21 protein-coding genes are annotated in these 24817 nt (G+C 36.1%); 15 read left to right on the forward strand and 6 right to left on the reverse strand.

The window, feature by feature from the left end:
* Positions 1-50: 50 nt before the first annotated feature.
* The 3 genes from BLW20_RS09250 to aspA all read left to right on the forward strand — a co-directional run bounded on the left by BLW20_RS09250 (position 51) and on the right by aspA (position 2772).
* Positions 51-947, forward strand: a complete 897-nt coding sequence (locus tag BLW20_RS09250; protein ID WP_091099522.1) for a S66 peptidase family protein — start codon at positions 51-53, stop codon at positions 945-947.
* A gap of 1 nt (position 948) precedes the next feature.
* Positions 949-1305, forward strand: a complete 357-nt coding sequence (locus BLW20_RS09255; RefSeq protein ID WP_091099524.1) for a YraN family protein — start codon at positions 949-951, stop codon at positions 1303-1305.
* A gap of 72 nt (positions 1306-1377) precedes the next feature.
* Entirely contained in the window at positions 1378-2772 is a 1395-nt protein-coding gene (aspA, locus tag BLW20_RS09260) for an aspartate ammonia-lyase (protein ID WP_091099527.1), read from the forward strand.
* Positions 2773-2806: 34 nt separating this feature from the next.
* On the opposite strand, the gene thiL is transcribed toward aspA, so the two are convergent.
* Together thiL and BLW20_RS09270 are read right to left on the reverse strand one after the other, a co-directional pair.
* Positions 2807-3853, reverse strand: coding sequence for a thiamine-phosphate kinase (gene thiL, locus BLW20_RS09265; RefSeq protein ID WP_091099530.1), 1047 nt, complete (start codon positions 3851-3853; stop codon positions 2807-2809).
* A 58-nt stretch (positions 3854-3911) separates the two neighbouring features.
* A complete protein-coding gene (locus BLW20_RS09270; protein WP_091099532.1) occupies positions 3912-4289 on the reverse strand; it encodes a hypothetical protein in 378 nt (125 codons plus the stop codon).
* An 88-nt stretch (positions 4290-4377) separates the two neighbouring features.
* Here BLW20_RS09270 and BLW20_RS09275 point away from each other — a divergent pair, with 88 nt between their 5' ends.
* Genes BLW20_RS09275 through BLW20_RS09285 form a run of 3 tightly spaced genes read left to right on the forward strand, consistent with a single transcriptional unit; the run spans position 4378 to position 6574 of the window.
* Complete coding sequence (locus tag BLW20_RS09275; protein ID WP_091099534.1) at positions 4378-5262, forward strand: DUF72 domain-containing protein; 885 nt, start codon at positions 4378-4380, stop codon at positions 5260-5262.
* Between the two features lie 8 nt (positions 5263-5270).
* Complete coding sequence (locus BLW20_RS09280) at positions 5271-5837, forward strand: DUF1572 family protein (protein WP_091099535.1); 567 nt, start codon at positions 5271-5273, stop codon at positions 5835-5837.
* Between the two features lie 11 nt (positions 5838-5848).
* Positions 5849-6574, forward strand: coding sequence for a YqjF family protein (locus BLW20_RS09285; RefSeq protein WP_091099543.1), 726 nt, complete (start codon positions 5849-5851; stop codon positions 6572-6574).
* Between the two features lie 9 nt (positions 6575-6583).
* On the opposite strand, the gene BLW20_RS09290 is transcribed toward BLW20_RS09285, so the two are convergent.
* Together BLW20_RS09290 and BLW20_RS09295 are read right to left on the reverse strand one after the other, a co-directional pair.
* Complete coding sequence (locus BLW20_RS09290) at positions 6584-7654, reverse strand: NADH:flavin oxidoreductase/NADH oxidase (protein WP_091099544.1); 1071 nt, start codon at positions 7652-7654, stop codon at positions 6584-6586.
* A 125-nt stretch (positions 7655-7779) separates the two neighbouring features.
* A complete protein-coding gene (locus tag BLW20_RS09295; RefSeq protein WP_091099545.1) occupies positions 7780-8283 on the reverse strand; it encodes a hypothetical protein in 504 nt (167 codons plus the stop codon).
* A 225-nt stretch (positions 8284-8508) separates the two neighbouring features.
* Between BLW20_RS09295 and hmpA the strand changes: the two genes are divergently transcribed.
* The 7 genes from hmpA (at position 8509) to BLW20_RS09330 (ending at position 14970) form a co-directional block, all read left to right on the forward strand.
* Positions 8509-9711: an NO-inducible flavohemoprotein gene (gene hmpA, locus BLW20_RS09300; protein WP_091099546.1), complete on the forward strand. Its 1203-nt coding sequence runs from the start codon at positions 8509-8511 to the stop codon at positions 9709-9711.
* Between the two features lie 65 nt (positions 9712-9776).
* Positions 9777-11033 (forward strand): chloride channel protein, encoded by a 1257-nt coding sequence (locus tag BLW20_RS09305; RefSeq protein ID WP_177165065.1) that lies wholly within the window; start codon positions 9777-9779, stop codon positions 11031-11033.
* A gap of 94 nt (positions 11034-11127) precedes the next feature.
* Positions 11128-11718 carry a Crp/Fnr family transcriptional regulator gene (locus BLW20_RS09310; RefSeq protein ID WP_091099548.1) on the forward strand — a complete coding sequence of 197 codons (591 nt, stop codon included), beginning with the start codon at positions 11128-11130 and terminating at the stop codon, positions 11716-11718.
* Positions 11719-11893: 175 nt separating this feature from the next.
* Positions 11894-12892, forward strand: coding sequence for a UDP-3-O-(3-hydroxymyristoyl)glucosamine N-acyltransferase (gene lpxD, locus BLW20_RS09315; protein ID WP_091099551.1), 999 nt, complete (start codon positions 11894-11896; stop codon positions 12890-12892).
* Between the two features lie 7 nt (positions 12893-12899).
* Entirely contained in the window at positions 12900-13472 is a 573-nt protein-coding gene (locus BLW20_RS09320) for a hypothetical protein (protein WP_143037768.1), read from the forward strand.
* Positions 13469-14050: a hypothetical protein gene (locus tag BLW20_RS09325; RefSeq protein ID WP_091099557.1), complete on the forward strand. Its 582-nt coding sequence runs from the start codon at positions 13469-13471 to the stop codon at positions 14048-14050. The genes BLW20_RS09320 and BLW20_RS09325 overlap by 4 nt, the downstream gene beginning before the upstream one ends.
* A 278-nt stretch (positions 14051-14328) precedes the next feature.
* Positions 14329-14970 carry an outer membrane beta-barrel protein gene (locus BLW20_RS09330; protein ID WP_091099559.1) on the forward strand — a complete coding sequence of 214 codons (642 nt, stop codon included), beginning with the start codon at positions 14329-14331 and terminating at the stop codon, positions 14968-14970.
* A gap of 125 nt (positions 14971-15095) precedes the next feature.
* Here BLW20_RS09330 and gcvP read toward each other — a convergent pair whose 3' ends face one another.
* Together gcvP and BLW20_RS09340 are read right to left on the reverse strand one after the other, a co-directional pair.
* Complete coding sequence (gene gcvP / locus BLW20_RS09335) at positions 15096-17945, reverse strand: aminomethyl-transferring glycine dehydrogenase (RefSeq protein ID WP_091099561.1); 2850 nt, start codon at positions 17943-17945, stop codon at positions 15096-15098.
* 191 nt (positions 17946-18136) lie between these two features.
* Complete coding sequence (locus BLW20_RS09340; RefSeq protein WP_091099564.1) at positions 18137-19702, reverse strand: calcineurin-like phosphoesterase C-terminal domain-containing protein; 1566 nt, start codon at positions 19700-19702, stop codon at positions 18137-18139.
* A 256-nt stretch (positions 19703-19958) separates the two neighbouring features.
* Here BLW20_RS09340 and BLW20_RS09345 point away from each other — a divergent pair, with 256 nt between their 5' ends.
* Complete coding sequence (locus tag BLW20_RS09345) at positions 19959-23180, forward strand: SusC/RagA family TonB-linked outer membrane protein (protein ID WP_091099567.1); 3222 nt, start codon at positions 19959-19961, stop codon at positions 23178-23180.
* 98 nt (positions 23181-23278) lie between these two features.
* A complete protein-coding gene (locus BLW20_RS09350) occupies positions 23279-24733 on the forward strand; it encodes a SusD/RagB family nutrient-binding outer membrane lipoprotein (protein ID WP_091099570.1) in 1455 nt (484 codons plus the stop codon).
* The last annotated feature ends 84 nt before the right edge of the window (positions 24734-24817 follow it).

The raw sequence follows: 24817 nt of genomic DNA on the forward strand, positions 1-24817 counted from the left end.
ACTTTCCTTATCAAAGATTTTTAAATACATTTGTTGAAAAATAAATCACAATGAAAATTCCCGCATATTTACAAAAAGGCGATACTGTGGCAATGGTTTGTACCGCCAGAAGTTTTTCTTGTGAAGCAGCCACTGAGGCAGTAGAACTTTTTAAATCGTGGGGATTAAATATCGTATTCGGAGCAACAATCGATGTCAATGTTAACCAATTGGGCGGTACCGACCAGCAACGTACCGATGATTTACAACGAATGATAGACGATCCGGCTATTAAAGCAATATGGGTTGCCCGCGGTGGTTACGGAACGGTACGGATTATTGATCAAATTGATTTCTCTGGGTTTCTTAAAAACCCTAAATGGATTATCGGTTTCAGCGATATTACGGTATTGCACAGCCACATTCACAATTTAGGAGTTGCTACTTTGCACGCCATTATGCCGTACTCGGTTCCAAAAGCAAGCAATGATGCAAAAGAAACTTTGCGTAAGGCATTATTTGGCGAAAGTTATGAATTCAATATTCCTGCTGATTTAAGCAATAAAACAGGTGTAGCAGAAGGATTGCTGGTTGGCGGAAATTTATCTATCATTTACAGTTTGCTGGGATCTAAATCAGCTATGGATACTCAAGGAAAAATCTTGTATCTGGAAGATTTAGATGAGTATCTGTACCACATAGACCGTATGTTTTACAATTTAAAACGAAACGGTTGTTTAGAGCATTTAAACGGATTGATTATTGGGGGAATGACCGATATGCACGATAATCAGATTCCTTTTGGATATGATGTAAAACAAATTGTCCTGGATATTTGTAAAGAATATTGTTTCCCTGTTTGTTTTGATTTTCCTGCCGGACATATTTCAGACAATCGCGCTTTGAAATTAGGAACAAAAGTAGCTTTGAATGTAACCGGTCAATACACCACATTAAAATATATCTGAAATGGCAACGCATAATGATACCGGATCAAAAGGCGAAAAACTGGCACAAGAATATTTAATTGCCAATGGGTACACTATTTTAGAAACCAATTACCGTTATAAAAAAGCAGAGATTGACATTATAGCCTCAAAAGACGAAACGTTGGCAATCATCGAGGTAAAAACACGAACTTCAACCCATTTTGGTGAACCTGAAAGTTTTGTAAACAACAAAAAAATCAAGCTGATTTTAGAGGCAACCAATGTATATATCAACGAGAAAAATATTGATTATAACGTAAGTTTAGATATTATCTCGGTGATATTAGGAAAAGAAACCGAAATCAATCATATTGAAAATGCGTATTATTTCTTTTAAGCTATTAATTTGTTAATATTCTTTTAAAAGATACGAATCTGTTAGTTTTTTTGTACTTTTAAAGGAAAAAGTATGAATTCTTTTAGAACAGAAACAGACTTATTAGGCGATTTGCAAGTTCCTGTAAACGCTTACTACGGTGTGCAAACACAACGTGCCATAAACAATTTTAAAATATCAAACCACAAATTATCCCAATACCCCATTTTTATCAAATCGTTAGCAGCTGTAAAATTAGCCGCAGTTGAAACCAATTATGAACTGGGATTAATAAACGAAACCATAAAAGATGCTATTTCTGCAGCCTGTAAAGAGCTGTTAAACGGTGCGTATCTTAATGAATTCCCTATTGACATGATTCAGGGTGGAGCAGGTACGTCGGTGAATATGAATGCAAATGAGGTAATTGCCAACATTGCTTTAGAAAAAATGGGATACCAAAAAGGTGATTATCAGCATTGTTTGCCAAATGATCATGTTAATTTATCCCAATCTACAAACGACGCGTACCCCACAGCTTTAAAATTGGCTTTGTTTCAATCGTCAAAACTAATAACCGATGCGTTGGAAAAGCTGTTTTTTTCATTAGACCGCAAAGCCAAAGAATTTGAAGGTGTTATCAAAATGGGACGTACCCAATTACAAGATGCCGTTCCCATGACATTGGGACAAGAATTTGAAGCATTTGCCTTTACACTAAAAAAAGAAATTCCATATTTGCAAGAACATGCATATCAGTTTTTAGAAGTCAATATGGGGGCAACCGCAATTGGAACCGGTCTAAATGCTCCTAAAGGATATGCGCAACTATGTACCGAAAAACTAGCTGCTTTATTAAACGAACCGGTTAAACTGGCTGAAAACCTAGTAGAGGCTACATCTGATACCAGTGGTTTTGTAGCGTATGCCGGAGCAATGAAAAAGTTAGCCGTTAAGCTTTCAAAAATTTGTAATGATTTGCGTTTGCTGGCTTCTGGTCCGCGTGCCGGATTGTACGAAATCAACCTGCCGGCAAAACAACCGGGATCGTCTATAATGCCGGGGAAAGTTAATCCGGTGATTCCGGAAGTGGTTAATCAGGTGTGTTTTAAAATTATTGGCAACGAATTGACTATAAGTCTTGCTGCTGAAGCCGGACAGTTACAACTGAATGTAATGGAACCGATTATTGCTTTAACCTTATTCGAATCTATTGAGATTTTATCAAATGCCATTGATACATTACGTGTGGAATGTGTGGAAGGAATAACCGCAAATACCGAACATTTAAAGAATGAAGTGTATAGAAGCATTGGAATTGTTACGGCGTTAAACCCAATCATTGGTTATAAGAACAGTACCAAAATTGCCAAGCAGGCATTAGAAGAAAACCGCAGCGTGTACGATTTAATTTTAGAACATAACATTTTAACAAAAGAACAATTAGATACGTATTTAGACCCAAAAAACATGTTGAATCCGCATTAAAAGAAAACCAGAGAATTTGCTCTGGTTTTTTATATTATTCGGTTAACGCATTCCAACCGCGGGCTTTTAAAGGTAGCTTTGTATTTTCGCGTGTTATTAAATGTGTGCCTTCGTTCTCGGCAGTGATATGACCAATAACCGTTAAATGCGGATTGGCTTTAATTTTTTCAAAATCATTCATAGAAATCGTGAACAATAATTCGTAATCTTCGCCGCCGTTTATGGCAATGGTGGTACTGTCTAAATTAAATTCTTCGCACACGTTGATAAATTGCGGGTCTAAGGGCAATTTTTCTTCGTATAAATTACATCCTGTGTTTGAAGCCTTACAAATGTGCAGTATTTCAGATGAAATTCCATCAGAAACATCAATCATTGCTGTTGGCTTTACATCTAATTTTTCAAGTAATTCTTTTATATCTGTACGTGCTTCAGGTTTTAGCTGACGTTCAATAATATAAGAATATTCTTCTAAATCGGGTTGATTGTTCGGGTTGACTAAAAACACTTGTTTCTCACGTTCTAACACTTGTAAACCCATATAAGCCGATCCAATATCGCCGGTAACGACCAGTAAATCGTTTTCTTTAGCTCCCGAACGATAAACAATTTCTTCTTTTTTTACCACGCCCAAAGCAGTAACGCTGATCAGTAATCCTGTTGTGCTTGATGTGGTATCACCACCAATTAAATCGACTTTATAACTGTTGCAAGCTAAACGGATACCTTCATACAATTCTTCAATAGCCTCTAAAGGAAAACGGTTTGATACCGCAATGGAAACCGTAATTTGCGTAGGTCTGGCATTCATTGCACAAATATCAGACAAATTGACAACGACTGCTTTGTATCCCAAATGTTTCAACGGCATATAGCTTAAATCAAAATGTACGCCTTCTACTAATAAATCGGTTGAAACAACTACATTTTTCGATTTAAAATCTAGAACAGCTGCATCATCTCCAATACCTTTTAAAGTAGATTTTTGTTGAACAGGGAAATTTTGTGTAATATGATTGATCAAACCAAATTCGCCTAATTGTGCTAACGAGGTTTTATTCTGATTTTTATTTTCTAACATAATTCTTTACTTTATGACAAAAGTACAATATATGTTTGATAAAAAAGATGTACAGCTTTTACTTCTTTCTCAAATAAAAATAAGTAAAACAATCATAACATTGGTCGGCAATAATAAGGGTGTCGCCACTTACAGCAATAGATTGTTTCATTAGTTTGTTGCCAACAATTATATCCTGCGGTTCAGTACTTTGAATCACTTTTCCTTTTTCAACTTTAAAAGCACTTTCTGCAATTAATGTTCCGTCTTCATAACTAAACATTTTCTCTTTTTTAATAACAATTTTTGTTTCTTTTTCAGGTTTTTTGGTCATTCCGGCAAAACCGCCACTTTTTGATTGCAAAATCCAAGTGCCGTTGTAGCTATTACTGTCTTTTTTTAAAATTCCGCAACTTAGTATTAAAGATAATCCTAACAGATAAATAATATTTTTCATAACTCTACTTTTGGTTTAAAAGTACTATATTTTATCGATATAAATAAATATCCAATTCTAAATCATATTTCTTACATTTAAACAAAAAATGAAATTCGGAAAAGTAGCAAATCCGTCGTTAGTAGATTTTACCTTACCACCAACACCTGCTGAAACATATACTGTTTTAAATAATTATAAAAAAAACGATACTTTTGAAGTATTTGTAGGATGTGCCAAATGGAACAAAACTGATTTAAAGGGATTTTACCCAAAAGGCATAAAAGATGAATTGGCTTATTACTCGCAACAATTCAATAGTATTGAACTCAACGCTACTTATTACAACACCCCGTCTAAAGAACAGGTAAGTACTTGGAATAAGAAAACACCGGCAGACTTTAAGTTTTTTCCTAAAATTCCGCAATCTATCAGTCATTACAGCAGGTTGTTAAATACCCGTGAAAAAGTATTGACGTTTACCGATTCGGTAGCTTTTTTCGAAGAAAAATTAGGAATGATCTTTTTACAGATGCATGAAAATTTCAACCCAAAAGATTTTGACCGTTTAAAGAATTTTGTTGAGGATTTTCCAAAAGGATTTCCGTTGGCTGTTGAGGTTCGTAACGATGAATGGTTTTCCAATAAAACGGTTTTAGATAAATATTGTGATATGTTGCAGCAGAACAACGCAGCCAATATTATTGTTGATACTGCCGGAAGGCGCGATATGCTTCACATGCGACTGACAAGCAGTACGGCTTTTATAAGATATGTAGGTGCGAATACACCTGCTGATTATGACCGTTTGAACGATTGGTTAGAGGTTTTAAAAGACTGGCGTGCAAGCGGCTTGCAAAAACTATACTTTTTCATTCATCAAAATATCGAAATAGAATCGCCTTTACTGGCAACCTTTTTCATTAAAAAATTGAATACCGTTTTTAATCTGAATTTACCTTATCCCGAAAAAAACAATTTATCATTATTTTAAAAAGTTATATGGATTTAAATTTTATAGAAAGTGTAAAAATGCAGTTTACCTATTATAAACATTTAGGCGACAAAACGTTTGACCAGCTGCAAGAAGCCGATTTCTTTTGGCAGTTTAACGAAGAAAGTAACAGTATTGCGGTTATTGTGAAACATTTGTGGGGCAACATGCTGTCACGTTGGACAGATATTTTCACGACTGATGGCGAAAAAGAAACTCGCAACCGCGATACTGAATTTGAGAACGATTTAAAGACTAAAACCGAAGTATTACAAAAATGGGAAGCCGGTTGGAATTGCCTGTTTAATACACTGAACAGCTTGTTAACAACCGATTTGGAACGTATTATTTACATTCGCAACGAAGGACATACGGTGCTGGAAGCCATTAACCGCCAATTGGCACACTATCCGTATCACGTTGGGCAGATTGTTTTTATCGGAAAGATGATTCAAAATGAAAAATGGCAGTCTTTATCAATTCCCCGAAATAAATCAAACGATTATAATGCTGCTAAATTTTCAGCAGGAAAACAACGCAGACATTTTACTGATGAATTTCTGAACGATAAATAAGATACCCGATTATGAGTTTATCCATTAAAGAAATTCTAAAGCAGACCGATCACAGAAGCTGGACTTGCCCCAAAATCCCCTTTAGCTTTTATCAGGAATGGAACCGAGCCCTGTTTTTTCACTGGAAAGTTAACGCAGCTGATTTACAAGAACTGCTTCCTGAAAATTTAGAAATAGACTTGTTTAATAACGAAGCCTATGTGTCGCTGGTAGCATTTACAATGGAAAAAATCCGACCACGATTTTTGCCTCCGTTTGCGCCTGTATCTAATTTTGAAGAGATCAATCTACGAACTTATGTCATTAAAGACGATATTCCCGGTGTGTATTTTTTGAATATTGAAGCCGGTAAAATCATTTCGGTAGCCGTAGCAAAATTACTGTCGGTTTTACCTTATGAACATGCCGATATGTATCGAAACAATAAAGATTACTATCAATCAACCTTTACTAAAAAGAAATTTTCGTTTTCAGCCAAATACGAAATAGGCTCTGAAATAACAGATAAAACCGATTTGGACGGTTTCTTAACCGAACGGTATTGTCTGTATGTTGATGCGGATAAAAGTTTGTATCGATACGATATTCACCATCTCCCATGGCAGTTAAATCAATTAAACTTATACGAACTGGAAACCAATTATGTATTGGGTAATTTAGATTTAAACGAACAACCATTGAAAGTGCATTATTCGCCAGGTGTACGAGTTATTGCGTGGGATAAAATAGCGGTTTAACGATTTGGTTTAAAAAGACTCTTTTCCACGTTCATATTGCGGTGCCCAGTCAATGGCAATATTTAACTGGCTGGCAAATTCATAAACCAAATGCGGATTTTGTAAAAAGCCGCGTGCAACCGATATAAAATCGGCTTCTTTGTTTTGTAAAATTGTTTCTGCCTGTTGTGCATTGTTTATTAAACCAACCGCTCCGGTAATCATTCCAGTTTCGGTTTTAATTCTGTTTGCAAACGGAACCTGATAATTTTCGCTTTCCGGAATTTGCTGATGCGCCACCGCACCACCGGTTGATACATCAATTACTTCAATGTTTATATTTTTTAAAATCTGTGTCAACTTTACACTTTCGTAACATGTCCATCCACCTTCTGCCCAATCGGTTGCAGAAATCCTGACCCATAATGATTGAGTTGTAAGTACTTTTGAAACTTCTTCAATGATTTCAATTAAAAAGCGGATACGGTTTTCAAAACTACCGCCGTATTCATCGGTACGGTTATTAATTAACGGCGAAAAAAACTGATGGATTAAATAACCGTGAGCTGCGTGCAGTTCAATAATATCGTAGCCGGCGTTAACCGCACGTTGTGCTGCCGTTTTAAAATCTTGAATGATCTGTTTAATAGCGTCTTTAGAAAGAGCTACCGGTGGATGATCGGTTTCACGAAAAGGAAGGGGTGATACACCAACGGTTTGCCAGCCGTTTACATCGTTTGGTAAAAACTGGTTGCGGTTAATCCACGGTTTGTTGGTAGATGCCTTTCTGCCGGCATGTGCCAGTTGAATACCCATTAAGCTGCCTTGTGAATGAACAAAATCTACAATGTTCTTTAAAAACGGAACGTGTTCATCTTTCCAAATTCCCAAATCGCCGTAAGTGATACGCCCTTCAGGAACAACAGCTGTAGCTTCCTGCATGATTAAACCTGCTTTTCCAGTAGCAAACTGCCCCAAATGAACCAGGTGCCAGTTATTCGCAAAACCATCTTCGGCAGAATATTGACACATGGGTGATACCACAATACGGTTTTGTAACGTATGATTTTTTAATTGTAAGGATTGAAATAATAAGCTCATAGATTCAAAATTTGCAGCCTAAAGTTACGTTGAAATTTCTATGTAGAAAAGGGTAAAGTTTTGGAATTATGATATTAATTTATAAATTAGATTAAATTAACTATATAACACGTAGTTTCACCCCCTCAATGCATACAACCAATGTAAATCTTTGATTTTAAAACATACGTTTTTGGATAGGTGCCTTTTAAAACAGTTTTTAAACTGTCTGCTTTTGATTTGTTGGCGAACATACCGGAAACAACAATCATTTCGGTAGGATATTGCTTAGGTTCTATTGTGTTTTCCGTATAAAAATAAGCGTTTTCAATGCTTAAAGTTTCCGATTCAAATCTGCGTGGAAAATATTCCCCACGGTACAATTCATCTTCATTTTCTTCGGGTAAAACAATTTGTTGTTTGGTTTTATCAAAATATCTGCCCATGGTATCAATTTCAAGGTGGTATTGGTCATTGATTGCCAGCATGGTATTTTTTAAATCGTTATACACAAAACTTTTGTGGGGAATCACCAGATAATAATCTGCATATTGTGCTCTCTCAAAATCAGAATAAGTTAAAGTATCCGTAAAATGATCTTTAGAAGAATTACAGCTTATTAAAAGCAAAAGAAAACCCAGATATTTCATTTTTTTATAACTAAATTACTGTATTTTTTTCATTAAAAGAAGTTGCTGCTTGCAACAAATTTTGATTTTTATGGGATTATTTCTGTTTTGTTTTATAGGTGTCTTTTTTGTTTGATTTTATCATAAAAATGCGAATTTTTAGGTAAAAGAGATTTCTTATGATTGTAATCATAAAATCAGGAGTGAAAAGGATGGTATTTTTGCTAAAAATAAAATTAAGCTCACATGTTGTCAGATAAACAAAAAGAAATTATTTTAAGTACTGTGCCTTTATTACGTGAGGGCGGAGTAGCGCTAACCACGCATTTTTACAACAGAATGTTTACACATCATCCCGAATTAAAAAACCTGTTCAATATGGGGAATCAACAATCGGGCAAACAGCAAACAGCTTTGGCTTTGGCGGTTTTAGCTTATGCTGAAAATATTTCAAATCCGGCAGTTTTAATGCCAGCTGTTGATTTAATCGGACACAAACACACCAGTTTAAACATTCAGCCGGAACAATATGAGATTGTTGGTATGCATTTATTGGCATCTATCAAAGAAGTGCTTCAGGATTTGGCTACCGATGAGGTTTTAGATGCGTGGAAAGCAGCTTATGGTCAATTGGCTCAGCTAATGATCGGTCACGAAGCCAAAATGTATCAGGATAAAGAACAAACCGTTGGACAATGGGTGGGATGGAAGAATTTTGTGGTACAACGCAAAGAGAAGGAATCAACAGAAATTACTTCTTTTTACTTGGTAACAGAAGACGGTTCTGAAGCTCCAAATTTCATTCCCGGTCAGTTTGTTAGCGTAAAGGTTTTTCTTCCAGGTATCAATCTAACCCAAATCAGACAATACAGTATTTCGTGTGCACCAAATAAAAACTACTTGAGAATATCGGTAAAACGCGAACGTAATGAAAAGTTAGATGTAAACGGAATGATCAGCAATTTTTTACACGATGAAGTACACGAAGGAAGCGTGTTGTCATTAAGTGCACCGGCAGGAAATTTTACGTTGCAGAATCTATTTTCTAAAAAAGTATTTATAAGCGGCGGTATAGGTCAAACACCATTGCTTTCTATGTTAGAGTATTTAGAAGATACATCAGATAAAAATGAACTGGTCTGGATTCATGCATGCAGAAATGCCGATGTTCGTGCCTTTTCAGATAGTATTGATTCAATTGCAGAAACCAATGTGAGGCTAAAACAACATCAGTTTTATGACGTAGTTGATGAAACATTAGCAGAAAAAGGAGTATATAAAGGTATGCTGGATTTTTCTAAAATTGATAAATGGCAGTTTGAATCCAATGCAGAGTATTATATTTGCGGACCAAAACCTTTCATAGAAAAAGCCGTGAAAGAGCTCACAGAAAATAAAGTAAGTGAAGAACATATTTTTTATGAAGAATTCGGACCAAAGTCAATTTAATAAAAAAAGTAATTAATAAAAATCAGAGAAGCACTGCTTCTCTTTTTGTGTATATGAACAATAGTGTGGTAACAAAGAAAAATTTTTTATGGGTTAAATGGAGCCGTGTGGTATATTGTGCGGCTTTAGTAGGAATCATTGTAGGATTAATTACCCTGATGTTTAAGAATTTAGTAGAACAATATGAGCATTTATTATATAATAAAGCACAGAATTTTAAACTGTTTTTTTTCATTTTTCCGGTAATCGGATTAATGATTATTCATTTTCTTAGAATGTACGTTTTTAACAAAAAGAAAAACAAAGGAATATCCGAAGTGTTAGAAGCAGTACGTAACGATAAAAAACTACCGGCATATAAAGTACCTTCGCATTTCTTCAACGGATTTTTAACTGTGGTTTTTGGTGGTAGTACGGGTATCGAGGTTTCAACTGTGGTAGCTACTTCGGCATTGGGAGATATGGCATCGCGTAAAGACCCTATTTTTAAAAAATACCGTAAAGAATTTATAGGCTCGGCTATTGCCTGCGGAGTTACACTACTATTTTGTAGTCCATTGGCAGGACTGTTTTTTTCATACGAAACCATTGGTAAACAGCGAACAAAAGTTTTCTGGATTACACATTTGGTTAGTGTTAGTTTTGCAACTTTGATTCTATTGTTAATGAATGTTAACCCGGTATTTAATTTAGGTAATCACGATACGGTAATTCATTATCAGGTAATACCTTTTTTTGTGATATTAAGCCTGTTGGCTGCCTTATATGGCGTATATATGACCAAAATGGTTACCTGGATAAAAAGTAAAAATTTCCTTGATTTTAATCCGTATCTACAAATTTTAATCGGCGGTTTGCTATTGGGCGGCTTATTGTTTGTATTGCCACAGCTTTATGGCGATGGCTACCACGCCATAGAAAACATCATTCACAACAATCGCTTTGTATCCGTTGGATTTTGGTTTTTGTTAGGTGCGTTGTTTCTAAAACCATTTGCAACAGGCTTTTCTTTAAAATTAGGCGGTGATGGCGGCGTTTTTGCCCCAAGTATTTTCGGAGGGGCAATAATGGGTGCATTGATAGGATTCATTGTACAAACCTATTTTTTTTCCGATGCACAAATAATTAATTTCGTAATCTTAGGCGTTGGGTTAACAGTGGCAGCAACGCTTCATGCACCTTTTACCGCATTGTTTTTAACCTTTGGTATGTTTAACTCTTACGGATTATGGATACCTTTAATTATTTTGGTATTCTTAAGTTTTTTTATTTCAAAAAGAATATTTCCGTACACTGTTTATACCCTGGCGTTAAAAAAATGATTTTTTCATTGAAAAATTTTAAATAACGTACCAGTTCTTACGTTAAAAATATTTATTTAAATCGTCTTATATTTGTAGTTCTTAGGTTAAAGCTATGATTAAAGTAGATTTGTTATTAAGTTGTGGTGCCACGTTGCGTAAGGTAGTAAAAAACGAAATGATTTTTGAAGCCGGACAATTTCCCTCATACTATTATCAGGTAGTTGAAGGAAAAGTAAAAATGAATAATTACAGCGACGATGGCAAAGAGTTCATACAGGATATTTTTACTGCAGGTCGCAGTTTTGGCGAGCCACCCTTATTTATAAATGAACGTTATCCGGCAAATGCCATTGCCATAACTAAAGGCGTGGTGGTTCAGATCACCAAAACGCTTTTTTATGAAATGCTGAGAAACGATCCCGAAATATCTATAGAAATTAACCGTAGTTTGGCACGTCGTTTATTTTATAAATCAATCATGGCACCTGAACTTTCATCGCAAAGTCCTGAAAAGCGTCTGCTTAAATTGTTACATTACCTTAAAGAACAGCAAAACGAGACTAACAAAGCGTTTATGGTTGAATTATCGCGCCAGCAATTAGCCGATTTAACCGGCTTACGCGTGGAAACAGTAATCAGAACCATAAAGCAATTAGAAAAACAAAAAGAACTTACTATTGTAGAAGGGAAAATTTATTTGTGAGGCAGTTTCTTTAACGATAAATCGTTTTTTAGTTGATGAATAAATTTCTGGACGACTAATTTTATTCGGAGGTTTTTATAAATGAAATGTTATTTTTTTACAATCTTTTCAAAATAAAATAGGAATTTTAAAGTTATTATAGTTTATTTGAACCCAAAATCAAACTTTACTATCAATGAAATCGTATTCCGTTTTTGAAATCAATGACATTTTGAAGGGAACCATTATTGGAGCAACTTCTCAAAATATAACTGCTACAGAAGAACTTACCAGAGCAAAAGTTTCCGATATTTCCTTTATTGGCAATAAAAAATACGAAAAATTATGGAATACGTCAAAAGCCAGTGTAGCTGTTGTAAATAAAGATATTTCTATTGAACCAGGTACCGACAGGGCTTTTGTTCAGGTAGATAATGCGGATTTGGCGATGTCGCAGATTTTGGAGCTGTTTGCCTTGCCTATGCCCGAATTTTCCGTTGATATTCACACAACTGCTATCATTGATGTAACTGCAAAAATAGGAAACGGGGTAAGGATAGGTGCCGGATGTTATGTGGGACCACGTACCGAGATTGGCGACGGAACTATTTTATATCCGAATGTTACTGTATTAGACGATTGTGTGATAGGTAAACAAACCGTGATTTGGTCTGGAGCAGTAGTGCGTGAACGTTCAAAAATAGGGCATCAGTGCATCATTCATCCAAATGCAACCATTGGAGCCGATGGTTTTGGTTTCCGTCCTTGCCCGGAAAGAGGTTTGGTAAAAATCCCGCAAATCGGTGATGTAGTTATTGGCAATCAGGTCGAAATAGGAGCAAATGCTTGTGTAGATCGCGGTAAATTCAGCTCAACCATTATTGGCGATGGCTGTAAAATAGACAACTTAGTACAAATTGGTCACAACAGCGAATTGGGTATGTTTTGTATTATGGCTGGTAACAGCGGTTTGGCAGGATCGGTTAAATTAGGTAACGGTGTAATTATTGGTGGTAGTGCCTCTATTAAAGACCATACAACCATTGGCGACCGTGCCGTTATTGGCGCAGGTTCTGGTGTAACTGGTGATGTAGAAGCTGGTAAAACCATGTTGGGCTACCCTGCGTTAGAAGCCCGCGATACCCTAAAACAATGGGCAATTATGAAACGCTTGTTAAACGAGAGTAAGAAGTAGTTTAATTATGTATAGAAAATGGATATTACTTGTATTTATATGTTATTTGCTAATATCGTGTTCTTCATCTAAAGAAGCTTTTATGCCCTTTAGAAATATGGCATATTCCGGACAAAGTTTACTGCCTGTTCAAAAAAATAATGCTGATTGGATATTGCGTGTATGGATTAATAATGGAACTTCAGTTGATAGGATAATTACCGTATCAGATGATTCTTTGTTTAAAAAACAAGGTAAATTATTAGAAATAGGTTTTTTAGATAAGAAAAGTTTGTTTTCAACAAAGGAGAAGTATTTTTTTAAAGAAAATGATGTTTCACCTAAAAGTGGTTTTAAAGAATTTATGCTAAAGATTGAAACTCTTAAACTTGAAGATTATACCGATCAAGAAAATTTTGATATTTTATTAGATCATGAACCTTTTTCTTTGTATGTTGTTGAATTTAAAAAAGACGGAAAGTACAATCAATTTGTTTTTAGAACATATTTCCCTTTAGAAGATTTTTCTAATGATGATAAATTTAAAAGTTTAGAAAAATTATTGTTTGATGAGTTTAAGATTGATTTCTATTTAAAATGAAAAATGTTAAGTTAATAAATAGAGATTTAGTTTTAGTAAAATATAGAAACTTTCCTTTATTAGCATTTGAGGAAGATTTAGATGATTACTTTTCTTATTGTCCGGATTATATAGGTTTTTATTGGATAAAGTTAAAAGAGGAAAATGATGCCGTTTTAATAGAAGAGTTATTGAAATTATTGAATTTTTTTGAAACTAAAGAGTTAATATTTTTAGGACAGATTGATAAACCTTGGATTTCAAAACCAATGTCTAAACGGTTTAGTTCTGTTATTTACAATAAAGCTATTAAGTTTTTCAAAAGCAATGCTATTTGGACAAAGTTTAACGGAGCCGTAAAAGTTGAGAAAGAAAGTTTTAATGAGTTTTTAACTCACTTTTTTACGCTAACAAAGTTTGAAGCCTATTTCTGTGATCATTATTTTTCAGATGAAAGTCAAAATATTCTTTTTTCCATTCATTATTCAGGAGAAATACAAATTTTAACTTTAAATGATGAAGCAGATAATAACTTTTTATCTTTTGTAAAAAATACAGAATTCATAGACAGTTTTCGAAAAGATACAGATAGATTATAAATCACCTCCCGAAGAAATTCGGGAGGTTTTATTTTATATGTTAAAATTGTTGCCTTTGAGTAATTTTTCCACACGCATACAAAACAATCAATACAACAACTATAGATGTAATTTCTTTTTAACAACCTGTGTAATAATGTGCTCATCTTTTATAAAACGTAGGTTTAACTATTTTATCTGGTTTTATTTATAAATAAAACCATGCTCATTTAATATTGTCTGGGTTGGTTCTTGTATTTCTTGGTTGAAGACTTAATATTCAATTAAAAAATAATTATATGCGTTTTATCATTGTTTTACTCCTTTTTTTTCTGCCATTTAATAGTACACAAGCACAACAATTTAATAATTTTTCGTTGGAATTAGGAGGGGGAGCTCATTTTCCTTTCAATCCAAAAGATTCAAAAGATCAGACAAGCCTTTCCAATTATATTTCTATGAAACAGTTTCAGGTTTCGGGGCGGTATATGTTCAATGAAAAAATTGGACTGAAGGGACAGTATGGCTACTTTTATTTTCAGGATAAAGAAAATCATTTGAACAAGACAACAATGCACAAAATTACTTTGGAAGCTGTTTATAATTTAGGCGAAGCACTGAATTTTAATTTTAGTTTACAAGAGCGTTTTACATTATTGGTGCATGGTGGTGCAGGAATTTCGTTACTAGAGCCCAAAGACCGTGATGTTTATGAGAAAATTGGTAATTTACAGCTTGGAGTTACTCCTTTGGTAAAAATAAGCGATCAGGTTGCTTTTTATTTAGATGTAACACCGGTGTTAAATTTAATGCAGCATTATTCTTACGGAGGTAACCTTCTTGATGCTGATTACAAGGCTCAAACCGGATTTTTTCTAACAGCAAATGCAGGTTTTGTATTTTATTTAGGAAATAGAAACCATCACGCAGATTGGTATTAAGAAGAACCTGATTAAAAAACTAAAAACCCCCGAAGAAATTCGGGAGTTTTGTTTTACACACAGAATATTATCAATTAAATATCTGTTTTTACATATACATCTATACAATATACATTGTACTAAAATTAAGCTTCCATATAAGCTTCCATAGGTGCACAAGAACAAACAAGGTTTCTGTCGCCATACGCATCGTCAACTCTGCGTACGCTTGGCCAGAATTTGTTTTCTGCTACATATTCTAACGGATACGCTGCTTTTTCACGAGAATATGGTTGTTCCCAAGTTTCGGCAGTTAACATAGCTAACGTATGCGGTGCGTTTTTCAATACGTTATTGGTATCTTCTGCTGTTACCGCTTCAATTTCTTTACGAATTGAAAGCATCGCATCACAAAAACGATCTAATTCTGCTACGTCTTCCGATTCGGTTGGTTCAATCATTAATGTTCCTGCAACCGGGAAAGAAACCGTAGGTGCGTGGAAACCGTAATCCATTAAACGTTTTGCAATATCGGTAACTTCAATACCTTTTGCTTTAAACATACGGCAATCGATAATCATCTCGTGAGCCGCACGTCCGCGTTCTCCTGAATACAATACGTCGTAACCTTCGCTTAAACGCGCTTTCATATAGTTCGCATTTAAGATAGCTGTCATGGTAGATTGTTTCAAACCATCGGCACCTAACATAGAGATATATCCGTAAGAAATCAAACAAACCAAAGCCGAACCGTATGGAGCTGCCGAAATTGCCGTGATTGCGTTATCGCCACCCACTTTAATAACAGGATTTGTTGGTAAAAACGGTACTAAATGTTGAGCCACACAGATTGGACCAACACCAGGACCACCACCACCGTGAGGAATAGCAAAGGTTTTGTGTAAGTTTAAGTGACAAACATCGGCACCAATTCTCGCAGGATTTGTCAAGCCAACCTGTGCGTTCATATTGGCACCATCCATATAAACTTGTCCGCCGTTTGCGTGGATCAAATCAGTAATTTCAATGATCGATGATTCGTAAACACCGTGAGTAGAAGGGTAAGTAATCATTACACAAGATAAATTGTCTTTATGTAATTCTGCTTTTGCTCTTAAATCTTCCACATCAATATTTCCTTCTGCTGTTGTTTTGGTAACAACCACTTTCATACCCGCCATTGCTGCCGATGCAGGGTTTGTTCCGTGAGCCGAAGCAGGAATCAATGCAATGTTTCTGTGCCCTTCGCCACGAGATTCATGATATGCGCGAATAACCATTAAACCGGCATATTCACCTTGGGCACCAGAGTTTGGCTGTAACGTAGTTCCTGCAAAACCGGTAATTACATTTAATTGTTGCTCTAATTTATGCAACATGGTTAAATATCCTTTGGTTTGATCTGCCGGAGCAAAAGGGTGGATGTTGTTCCAGTTAGGGTTGCTTAAAGGCAACATTTCTGCTGCTGCATTCAACTTCATGGTACAAGACCCCAATGAAATCATTGAATGATTTAAAGAAAGGTCTTTACGCTCTAATTTTTTGATGTAACGCATCAATTGTGATTCTGAATGATATGTATTGAATACATCGTGTTCTAAGAATGTTGAAGTTCTTTCTAATTTAACCGGAATTAAAGCCTCTTGAGAAAATTCGGTAATCGCCTCGAATGATTTTCCTGCAACTTCAGCAAAAATAGAAATGACCGAATTAACATCTGCTAAAGAAATCGTTTCGTTTACAGAAATTGAAACAGTATTTGCATCAACATAATAAAAGTTAAATTCTTTAGCTTCGGCAATGGCTTTTACTTTAGCAGCATCGGTTTTTACTAAAATGGTATCGAAATAAGAATCGTTTAATTGTTCAAAACCTAACTTCGTTAATTCGGTTTCGATAGTAACCGCTTTAGCGTGTGCTTCGTTTGCAATGCGACGTAAACCTTGTGGTCCGTGATACACAGCGTACATACCTGCCATAACAGCCAATAAAACCTGTGCGGTACAAATGTTCGAAGTCGCTTTTTCACGTTTAATGTGTTGCTCGCGTGTTTGCAATGCCATACGCAAAGCACGGTTGCCGTTCGCATCCTGAGAAACCCCAATGATACGGCCCGGCATAGAACGTTTGTATTCTTCTTTTGTAGCGAAGAAACCAGCGTGTGGTCCGCCAAAGCCTAACGGAATACCAAAACGTTGTGTGGTTCCTACTACCACATCGGCACCCATTTCTCCTGGAGATTTTAAACGCACTAATGATAAAATGTCAGCGGCAACTGCTACTGTAATACTTTTTGAGTGTGCTTGATTAATGAAAGTTTCATAATCAAAAACTTGTCCGTATTTACCCGGATATTGTAAAATAGCACCAAAGAATTCTTCAGAGAAATTGAAAGTTTCGTGGTTTCCTACAACTAATTCAACACCAATTGGCGTAGAACGTGTTTGTAATACTGATAAAGTCTGAGGTAGAATTTCTTCAGAAACGAAGAATTTATTTACATTATTTTTCTTTTGATCTCTTGTACGGACATCAAACAACAATGCCATAGCTTCGGCAGCTGCGGTAGATTCGTCTAACAAAGAAGCATTTGCAATTTCCATTCCTGTTAATTCAATAACCGTTGTCTGGAAATTTAATAAAGCTTCTAAACGCCCTTGTGCAATTTCAGCCTGATAAGGCGTGTAAGCAGTGTACCAGCCCGGGTTTTCAAAAATGTTTCGTTGGATTACCGCCGGAACGATTGCCTCGTTATATCCTAAACCAATCATTGATTTGAATACTTTGTTTTGTGCACCTAAAGCGGTTGCGTGTGCCAAATATTCGTATTCTGTCATTGCCGGATCTAAAACGATGTCTTTCTCTAAACGAATTTTGTCGGGAAAAGTTTCGTATAATAACTGATCCATATCTTTTACACCCACAGTATCAAACATGTGTTGTAAATCGGTTGCTCGCGGACCAATATGTCTTAAAGCAAAAGCGTTTGTTTTCATCTGCTGCTAATAAAAATTATAGTTGTGTTTAAAGCAAGCAAAAATACAACTAAAATTTGATTAATTTTATCGAAAATAAAAAATAAAGTTTGTGAACAGCAACAAGTTATGAAGCAATGAAGTAAGCATAATTTTAAAAATAAAGCCGGTCCCTAAAGACCGGCTTTAACACACGTAAAAATGAATAAAACCTATTCGGTTATTTTAAATATTGTTTCGCCATAATGTACTTTTCCGTACATGTCAGTGGCTTTTACTTTAATGGTATGTTCGCCTGCATTAAGACTGGTTGGTAATTTTGCAGACCATAAATGCGTTGATGACATGGATTTTGATGGTCGGCGGCCTTTTACGGCTGTTTCTGAAACGTCCCATTTATAAAAAGTGCTTTCGTATGCCGGGTCACCTTCACTGGCGAATTTCATTTTTTCCCATTCACCACCGTCCACGCTGTATAAAACTTCGTTTTCAGACGATCCCATAAATACGTTGGCGTAAAATGAATGACGACTTTTTTCTGCTTTAAACACTTCTTTTGGTGCAAATACATTGATTTGATATGTTGCTGGTTTTCCTGCTACTTTGTAATCTACTTCATATTTGTTGCCGTTAAAGTGAATCAGTGCATAGCCTTTCGGTGTACCGTCACGCATGGTTGAAACAGGCACTCCCTGTTCGTTCATTTCGCCAGAATACCAATCGCCCGATGTGGTTCCTACATTGTATTCGTGATGCGGTTTTTCTTGTTTCCAACCTTTGTCTTTTCCGTAAAAAATTTGTTGCTGAATGTGTGTATGTGCAGAAAGAGATAAGGTATTCGGAAACTCTTTTAACAGCTCAAACAAGCGTTCGCGGTCAGTAGCTCTGAACCATTCGTTGTTATTATCTTCTAACGGAATATGGAAAGAAAGTACTACTAAATGATCTTTAGGTACAAACTTTAAATCGTTTTCAATAAATTTTAACTGATCTTCGCGCAAACCACCCCAATAACTTTTGCCATCACGCGGATCGGGATACAATATGTTGTCTAAAATAATGAAGTGTACTTTTCCGTAATTGAACGAAAAATTATTCGGACCAAAATTTGATTCATAGGTTTCGTCAGAAAGTTCGTCTGTTTTTGCATCGTAATTCATATCGTGGTTTCCCATTACATTGTACCATGGCAAGCCAATTTGCTTTATGGCATTTTTATAATCCGGATGCAATGATAAATCGTCTCCCACCAAATCACCTAAACTGATACCAAAAACAGCTTTGCTTTTATCTATTTCGTTAACAACGCCGGTGATGAAATACTGAACTTCTTCTTTGGTATAAGCTTGCGGGTCACCAAAAGTGAAAGCTGTAAACTGAGAAGATTCTTTAGACGAAACCAAAGCAAAATTTAATGATTTAGGTAATTTACCAGATGGTTGAACGCCCGGATATTTACTTTGTGGCGAGCCTTGCGGTTTATGCAGATAGTAGAATTTTGGTAGGTTGTAATTATCTAAATGAAACTGATAACCCGATGGTTTAATCACAAATATTGGAGAATCGTTGGTAACATCTAATTCGTAATTTCCGTTTTTATCGGTTGGTATCACATCTATTCCGTTACTTACCAAAACATTTGCAAGTCCTTTTTCTTTTTTGTCTTTTTTACCATTATTGTTTACATCTTCATAAACAATTCCTTTTACTTTTTCTTGTGCGTGTGCAATACTTGTTAAAGCTAAAAGAACAAATGAAGCACAAAATAATTTTTTCATAGTTGTATAAAAATTTGTTGTTTGCAAAAGAACTGCACACGGTCAACTTTTCAAATTTTCTGCATTTAAGAAATTATTAATAAAAATCTGCTGTGCTGTGTTTTTCGTAACACTTGGTACACATTTAAATAAATTTTTGTTAACCACAGCAAATACGGGGCTTTCAAAAAATCAAACGTACTTTGTTGTGCTTAAAAAACAAACACATTAACCATTTTAATCAACAAAATTTAACTAATCTTTAGTAAAAGAAGAAATGAAAAAAAATCCGCGTACGGCAGCTCATTTTCTAAAAATGATGTTATTTGCCTCGGCAACATTAAGTACATCGTACATTTGGTCATCGCCCACCCATTCACAAAATGTTATTGCATTACAACAAACAGGTAAAATTATTACAGGAAAGGTTGTAGATAAAAATAATCAACCGTTAGAAGGAGTAACAGTTTATGTGAAAGGGGCAGATTACGGTACAGAAACAAACGCATCGGGAGTGTTTGAATTGGAAGTTCCTGAAAACGCCACTCTGGTTTTTTCTTATTTAGGATATTCCGATGTAACACAGACCATTACTGGTGCTAATTTTCTAAACATTGTTCTTCATGAAGATACAGAAGGACAATTAGATGAAATTGTAATTACAGCACTTGGAATTGCCCGTGAAGAAAAGCAATTGGGCTATTCACAACAAAAACTTTCAAATGAAACCTTCACTGATGCCCGTTCGAACAACTGGGTAGATAACATGAAAGGAAAAGTTCCGGGAATGAGTTTTACTTCGTCAAGCTCAGGACCAATGGGATCTACACAAGTGGTTTTACGTGGAAACCGTTCGGTTGATTCTAACAAAAACGGAGCATTAATCGTGGTAGATGGTATCCCAATTAATTCCGGAATGTCTTCTTCGGGCGAAGGAAACGGTTATTTATCATCAGATTCTCCGGTAGATTTTGGTAACGGTATGTCAGACATCAATCCGGAAGATATCGAATCGGTAACGGTTCTGAAAGGAGCAGGGGCAACGGCTTTGTATGGATCTCGTGCTGCTAACGGAGCGATTATGATTACCACAAAATCAGGTAAAAAAAATCAAGGATTAGGAATTACCTTTAATTCAAATCTAAGTGTTGATGTTATTCAACGCTGGCCCGATTGGCAAACGCAGTACGGTTCGGGTACAGGAAAAGTTTTTAACACCAATGGCGAACTGTATTATTCTTATCAGGCAAGTGAAGACGGTGCGGCCACTCAAAGTAATTTAGGTTTTGGTCCGCGTTTTAACGGACAGTATTATTATCAGTACGATCCCGCAACAGGAACTATGGGTACCCAACGTACGCTTTGGCAAAATTACGACAATGCCCGCAAAGGTTTCTGGAGAACCGGAACCACATTAACCAACAGTTTGTCTTTCGCGGCCGGTAATGATAAAGGCTCTATGCGTGCATCGGTAACTTATTCTGATAACGAATGGATCATGCCTAATACGGGGTTTGAACGCGTAGCAATATCAACCAAAGGAGATTACGAGATAGCTAAAGGCATTAAATTAAATTCTACAATGAATTACTACAACCGCAGCAGCGGTAATCTGCCTTCAACAGGATATAACAACCATACCATATCATACTTTATGATTCTTACCAATGCCAATAACAATATAGACTGGTATCGAAAAATGTGGTTAGATGAAGGAAAAACCCAATTAAATAGTCCGTTTAGTACGTATTTGGACAACCCTTTTGCTTTGGTAAACGAGGTAATTAACAGTGCCAACAGTGACACTTTTACAGGGAATTTAAGTTTAGACATAGATTTTTCTAAGAATTTAAAATTAATGATGCGCTCGGGAATCAACTCTCAAAACGAATTCAGAGAATTAAAACGTCCGTACGATTTAGTGAAATTTGCTACGGGATATTATGAGCGTCAAATGATTAAATCTCAGGAAATCAACACCGATTTCTTATTGACTTATAAAGGCAATGAAACCGATCATTTTAATTACAGCTTATCTGCCGGAGGAAATATTATGAGCAATAAATACCGCCGTATGGACGCCTCTGCAAACGGTTTAGCAGTGCCTGATGTGTATAAATTATCAAACGCCAGCAGTAATGTTTATACAGAATCGGCAGATGCAAATAAAAAGGTAAACAGTATATATGCTTTAGGATCATTCTCTTACCGTAATTTGTTATTCTTGGATCTTACTGCGCGTAATGACTGGTCATCTACCTTGCCACAAGGAAACAATAGTTATTTCTACCCTTCGGCAAACTTGAGTTTTATTTTAAGCGATGCCGTGGCAACGCCTCTTTGGATTGATTTTACCAAATTGCGTGCATCTTGGGCACAGGTAGGTAACGATTCACAACCTTACATTATAAGCAAGTATTACGACAACAGTCCGTTTGTGGGATCAGCCATTACAGATAATCAATTGTTTAATGCTGATTTAAAACCAGAAGAAACTACTTCAACAGAATTTGGTATCGATGCCCGTTTGTTTGGAGATCGTTTAGGGTTTGATGTTGCTTACTACAATACCGTATCAGACAACCAGATTTTGAGTGTACCGTTAGATTATGCCACAGGATATTCAAGTCAGTACATTAATGCAGGTAAAGTTCAAAACCGCGGTATCGAAGCAATGTTATATTTTTCGCCCATTAAAACAAATAATTTTCAGTGGAAAACCACTTTTACGTACGCTAAAAACAAAAACGAAATCTTAGAACTGGCAGCGGGTATTGAAGGAGGAGAAGAGCAGGTATTGGCAACATCGGGTACCGTGTCAATTATTGGTAAAGTAGGTGGTTCTACCGGAGATATGTACGGTTACGGATTTGTTCGTAACGAAGAAGGCAAAATTATTTACGATGCCAATACAGGTTTGCCTGTTCGCCCAACAGAAGAAACCTATCAAGGAAACGCGTATGCCGATTGGAAAGGCGGATGGATGAATAGTTTTACTTATAAAGGCTGGAGCTTAGGTGTTACTTTAGACGGATCTTTTGGCGGAAAATTATATTCGCAATCATACCACAAAATGATGGAGCACGGGCACTTAAACGGATCATTACCTGGCCGAGAAGACGGTTACATTATTGGTGATGGCGTGGTACAAAATGCCGATGGTTCTTACTCGCCAAATACCAAAAAAGTAGCAGTACCCGATTATTATTCAGAATATTACCGCCGTGCCAATGTAGAAGCCAATACGTTTGATGCCACCTGGGTAAAACTTCGTGAGATCAGTATTTCTTACAGCTTCCCGAAATCGTTTTTAGAACGTCATAAATTAAAAGGATTAACAGTAAGCGCATTTGGCAGAAACCTTTACACATGGAGCGATTTCCCAATTTACGATCCTGAAACAGCAGCCTTAAACGGGGCAAATATGGTTCCCGGAGTTGAAATGGGGCAATTGCCATCGCCTGCAACTTATGGCTTTAATTTAAAAGTAAGTTTATAATATCATGAAATCGCCATGGACAAACGGTTTGTTACAAACAAACACCAATGATGATAATGCGATTCCATATAACCAATAAAAAAAATAAATAGATATATATGAAAAAAATAAAACACAACATATTAGCATTCATAGCAGCTGCCACATTATACAACTGTACTGCAGAATTTGAAGAAATCAACACCGATCCCAACCGATTAGAAACCATTAGTCCGGCATCGTTGTTAAATCCTGTTTTATATGGGTTAACCAATCACAACTCTTATTCGGCGTGGCATCACCGCACCGCACATTTTATGCAGGGTATTGTACCTTATCCTTCTAACGATGCCTTGGGGTATCACCGTTACTGGGTTACCGATGCTATTGGACAAACCATGTGGAACAACCATTACCGCTGGTTAAAAAATATTGATGAAATGGAAAAAGCTTCTGTTACAGCAGGCGATGTAAATTATCAGGCAATTGCCCTTACCTTAAAAGCGTGGAGTTTTGCGAACCTTACCGATGTTTTTGGCGACATTCCGTTTGAAGAAGCATTAAAAGGTGACGAAGGTATTGTAAAACCAAAATTCCAACGCCAACAAGTAATTTACAAAGCTGTTTTAGAATATCTGGAACAAGCGAATAGTTTGTACGATACATCTAAAACCTTGATTTATGCACCTGATTTATTATACGGAGAACGAATTACAGCTGTTGCAAATTGGCAAAAACTCACCAATTCATTGCATTTGCGTATGTTGTTGCGTTTAAGCGATGTACAATCGGCAGAGTCAATAGCAAAAATAAACACCATTTTAAACAATCCGGCAACCTATCCTGTTTTTGAATCATCTGCAGATGATGCCATTTTGATCAATACCGGTATAGCACCAAATACCACACCTTGGCCACGTATTCAAGATTATGCTGCAGGCGATAAAAGACTTTCTACCTTTTTTGTAGATCAGTTACTGGAATGGAACGATCCGCGTTTACCGTTTTGGGCAACACAGGCAACCAATTTGCAGAAGGAACCTATTGGTTATAAAGGGATTGACTCAGGTTACTCGTTTGAAAGCAATATTGATTATACTCCATCCGCTCCGAATGATAATACAGCCAAGGCTCCAATGAAAAATATCATTATGACGTATGCGGAAATTGAATTTATAAAAGCGGAACTGGCTTTTAAAGGATTGATTGCCGGAGATGCTGAAACCCATTTTAAAAAGGGCACCGAAGCTGCTATGGCTATTTGGAATATTGATATGCCGGCAGACTATTTCAGCAATGAAAAAACAGCATATAACAATACTTTAGAGCAAATCATGTTACAAAAGTATTTTGCTTTGTATTTCACCGATAACCAACAATGGTTAGAATACAACAGAACAGGATATCCTGATTTGCCAAAACATCCTGATCTTTTCAACGATGGAAAAATGCCGGTGCGTTATCCGTATCCACAAGATGTTAAACGCCAGAATACCGAGAATTACCTTGATGCCGTGAACAATATGGGCGGCCCTGATGATATAAACACACGTGTTTGGTGGGATATAAAATAACGAATGCTAATTTTAATATTTCTAAAGAGGCTGTCTAAAAAGTCACAAAACGCAAAAATCCCGAAAATTTTCGGGATTTTTTTT

The sequence above is a fragment of the Paenimyroides marinum genome (genome assembly GCF_900108395.1).
Classification (GTDB): Bacteria; Bacteroidota; Bacteroidia; order Flavobacteriales; family Flavobacteriaceae; genus Flavobacterium; species Flavobacterium marinum.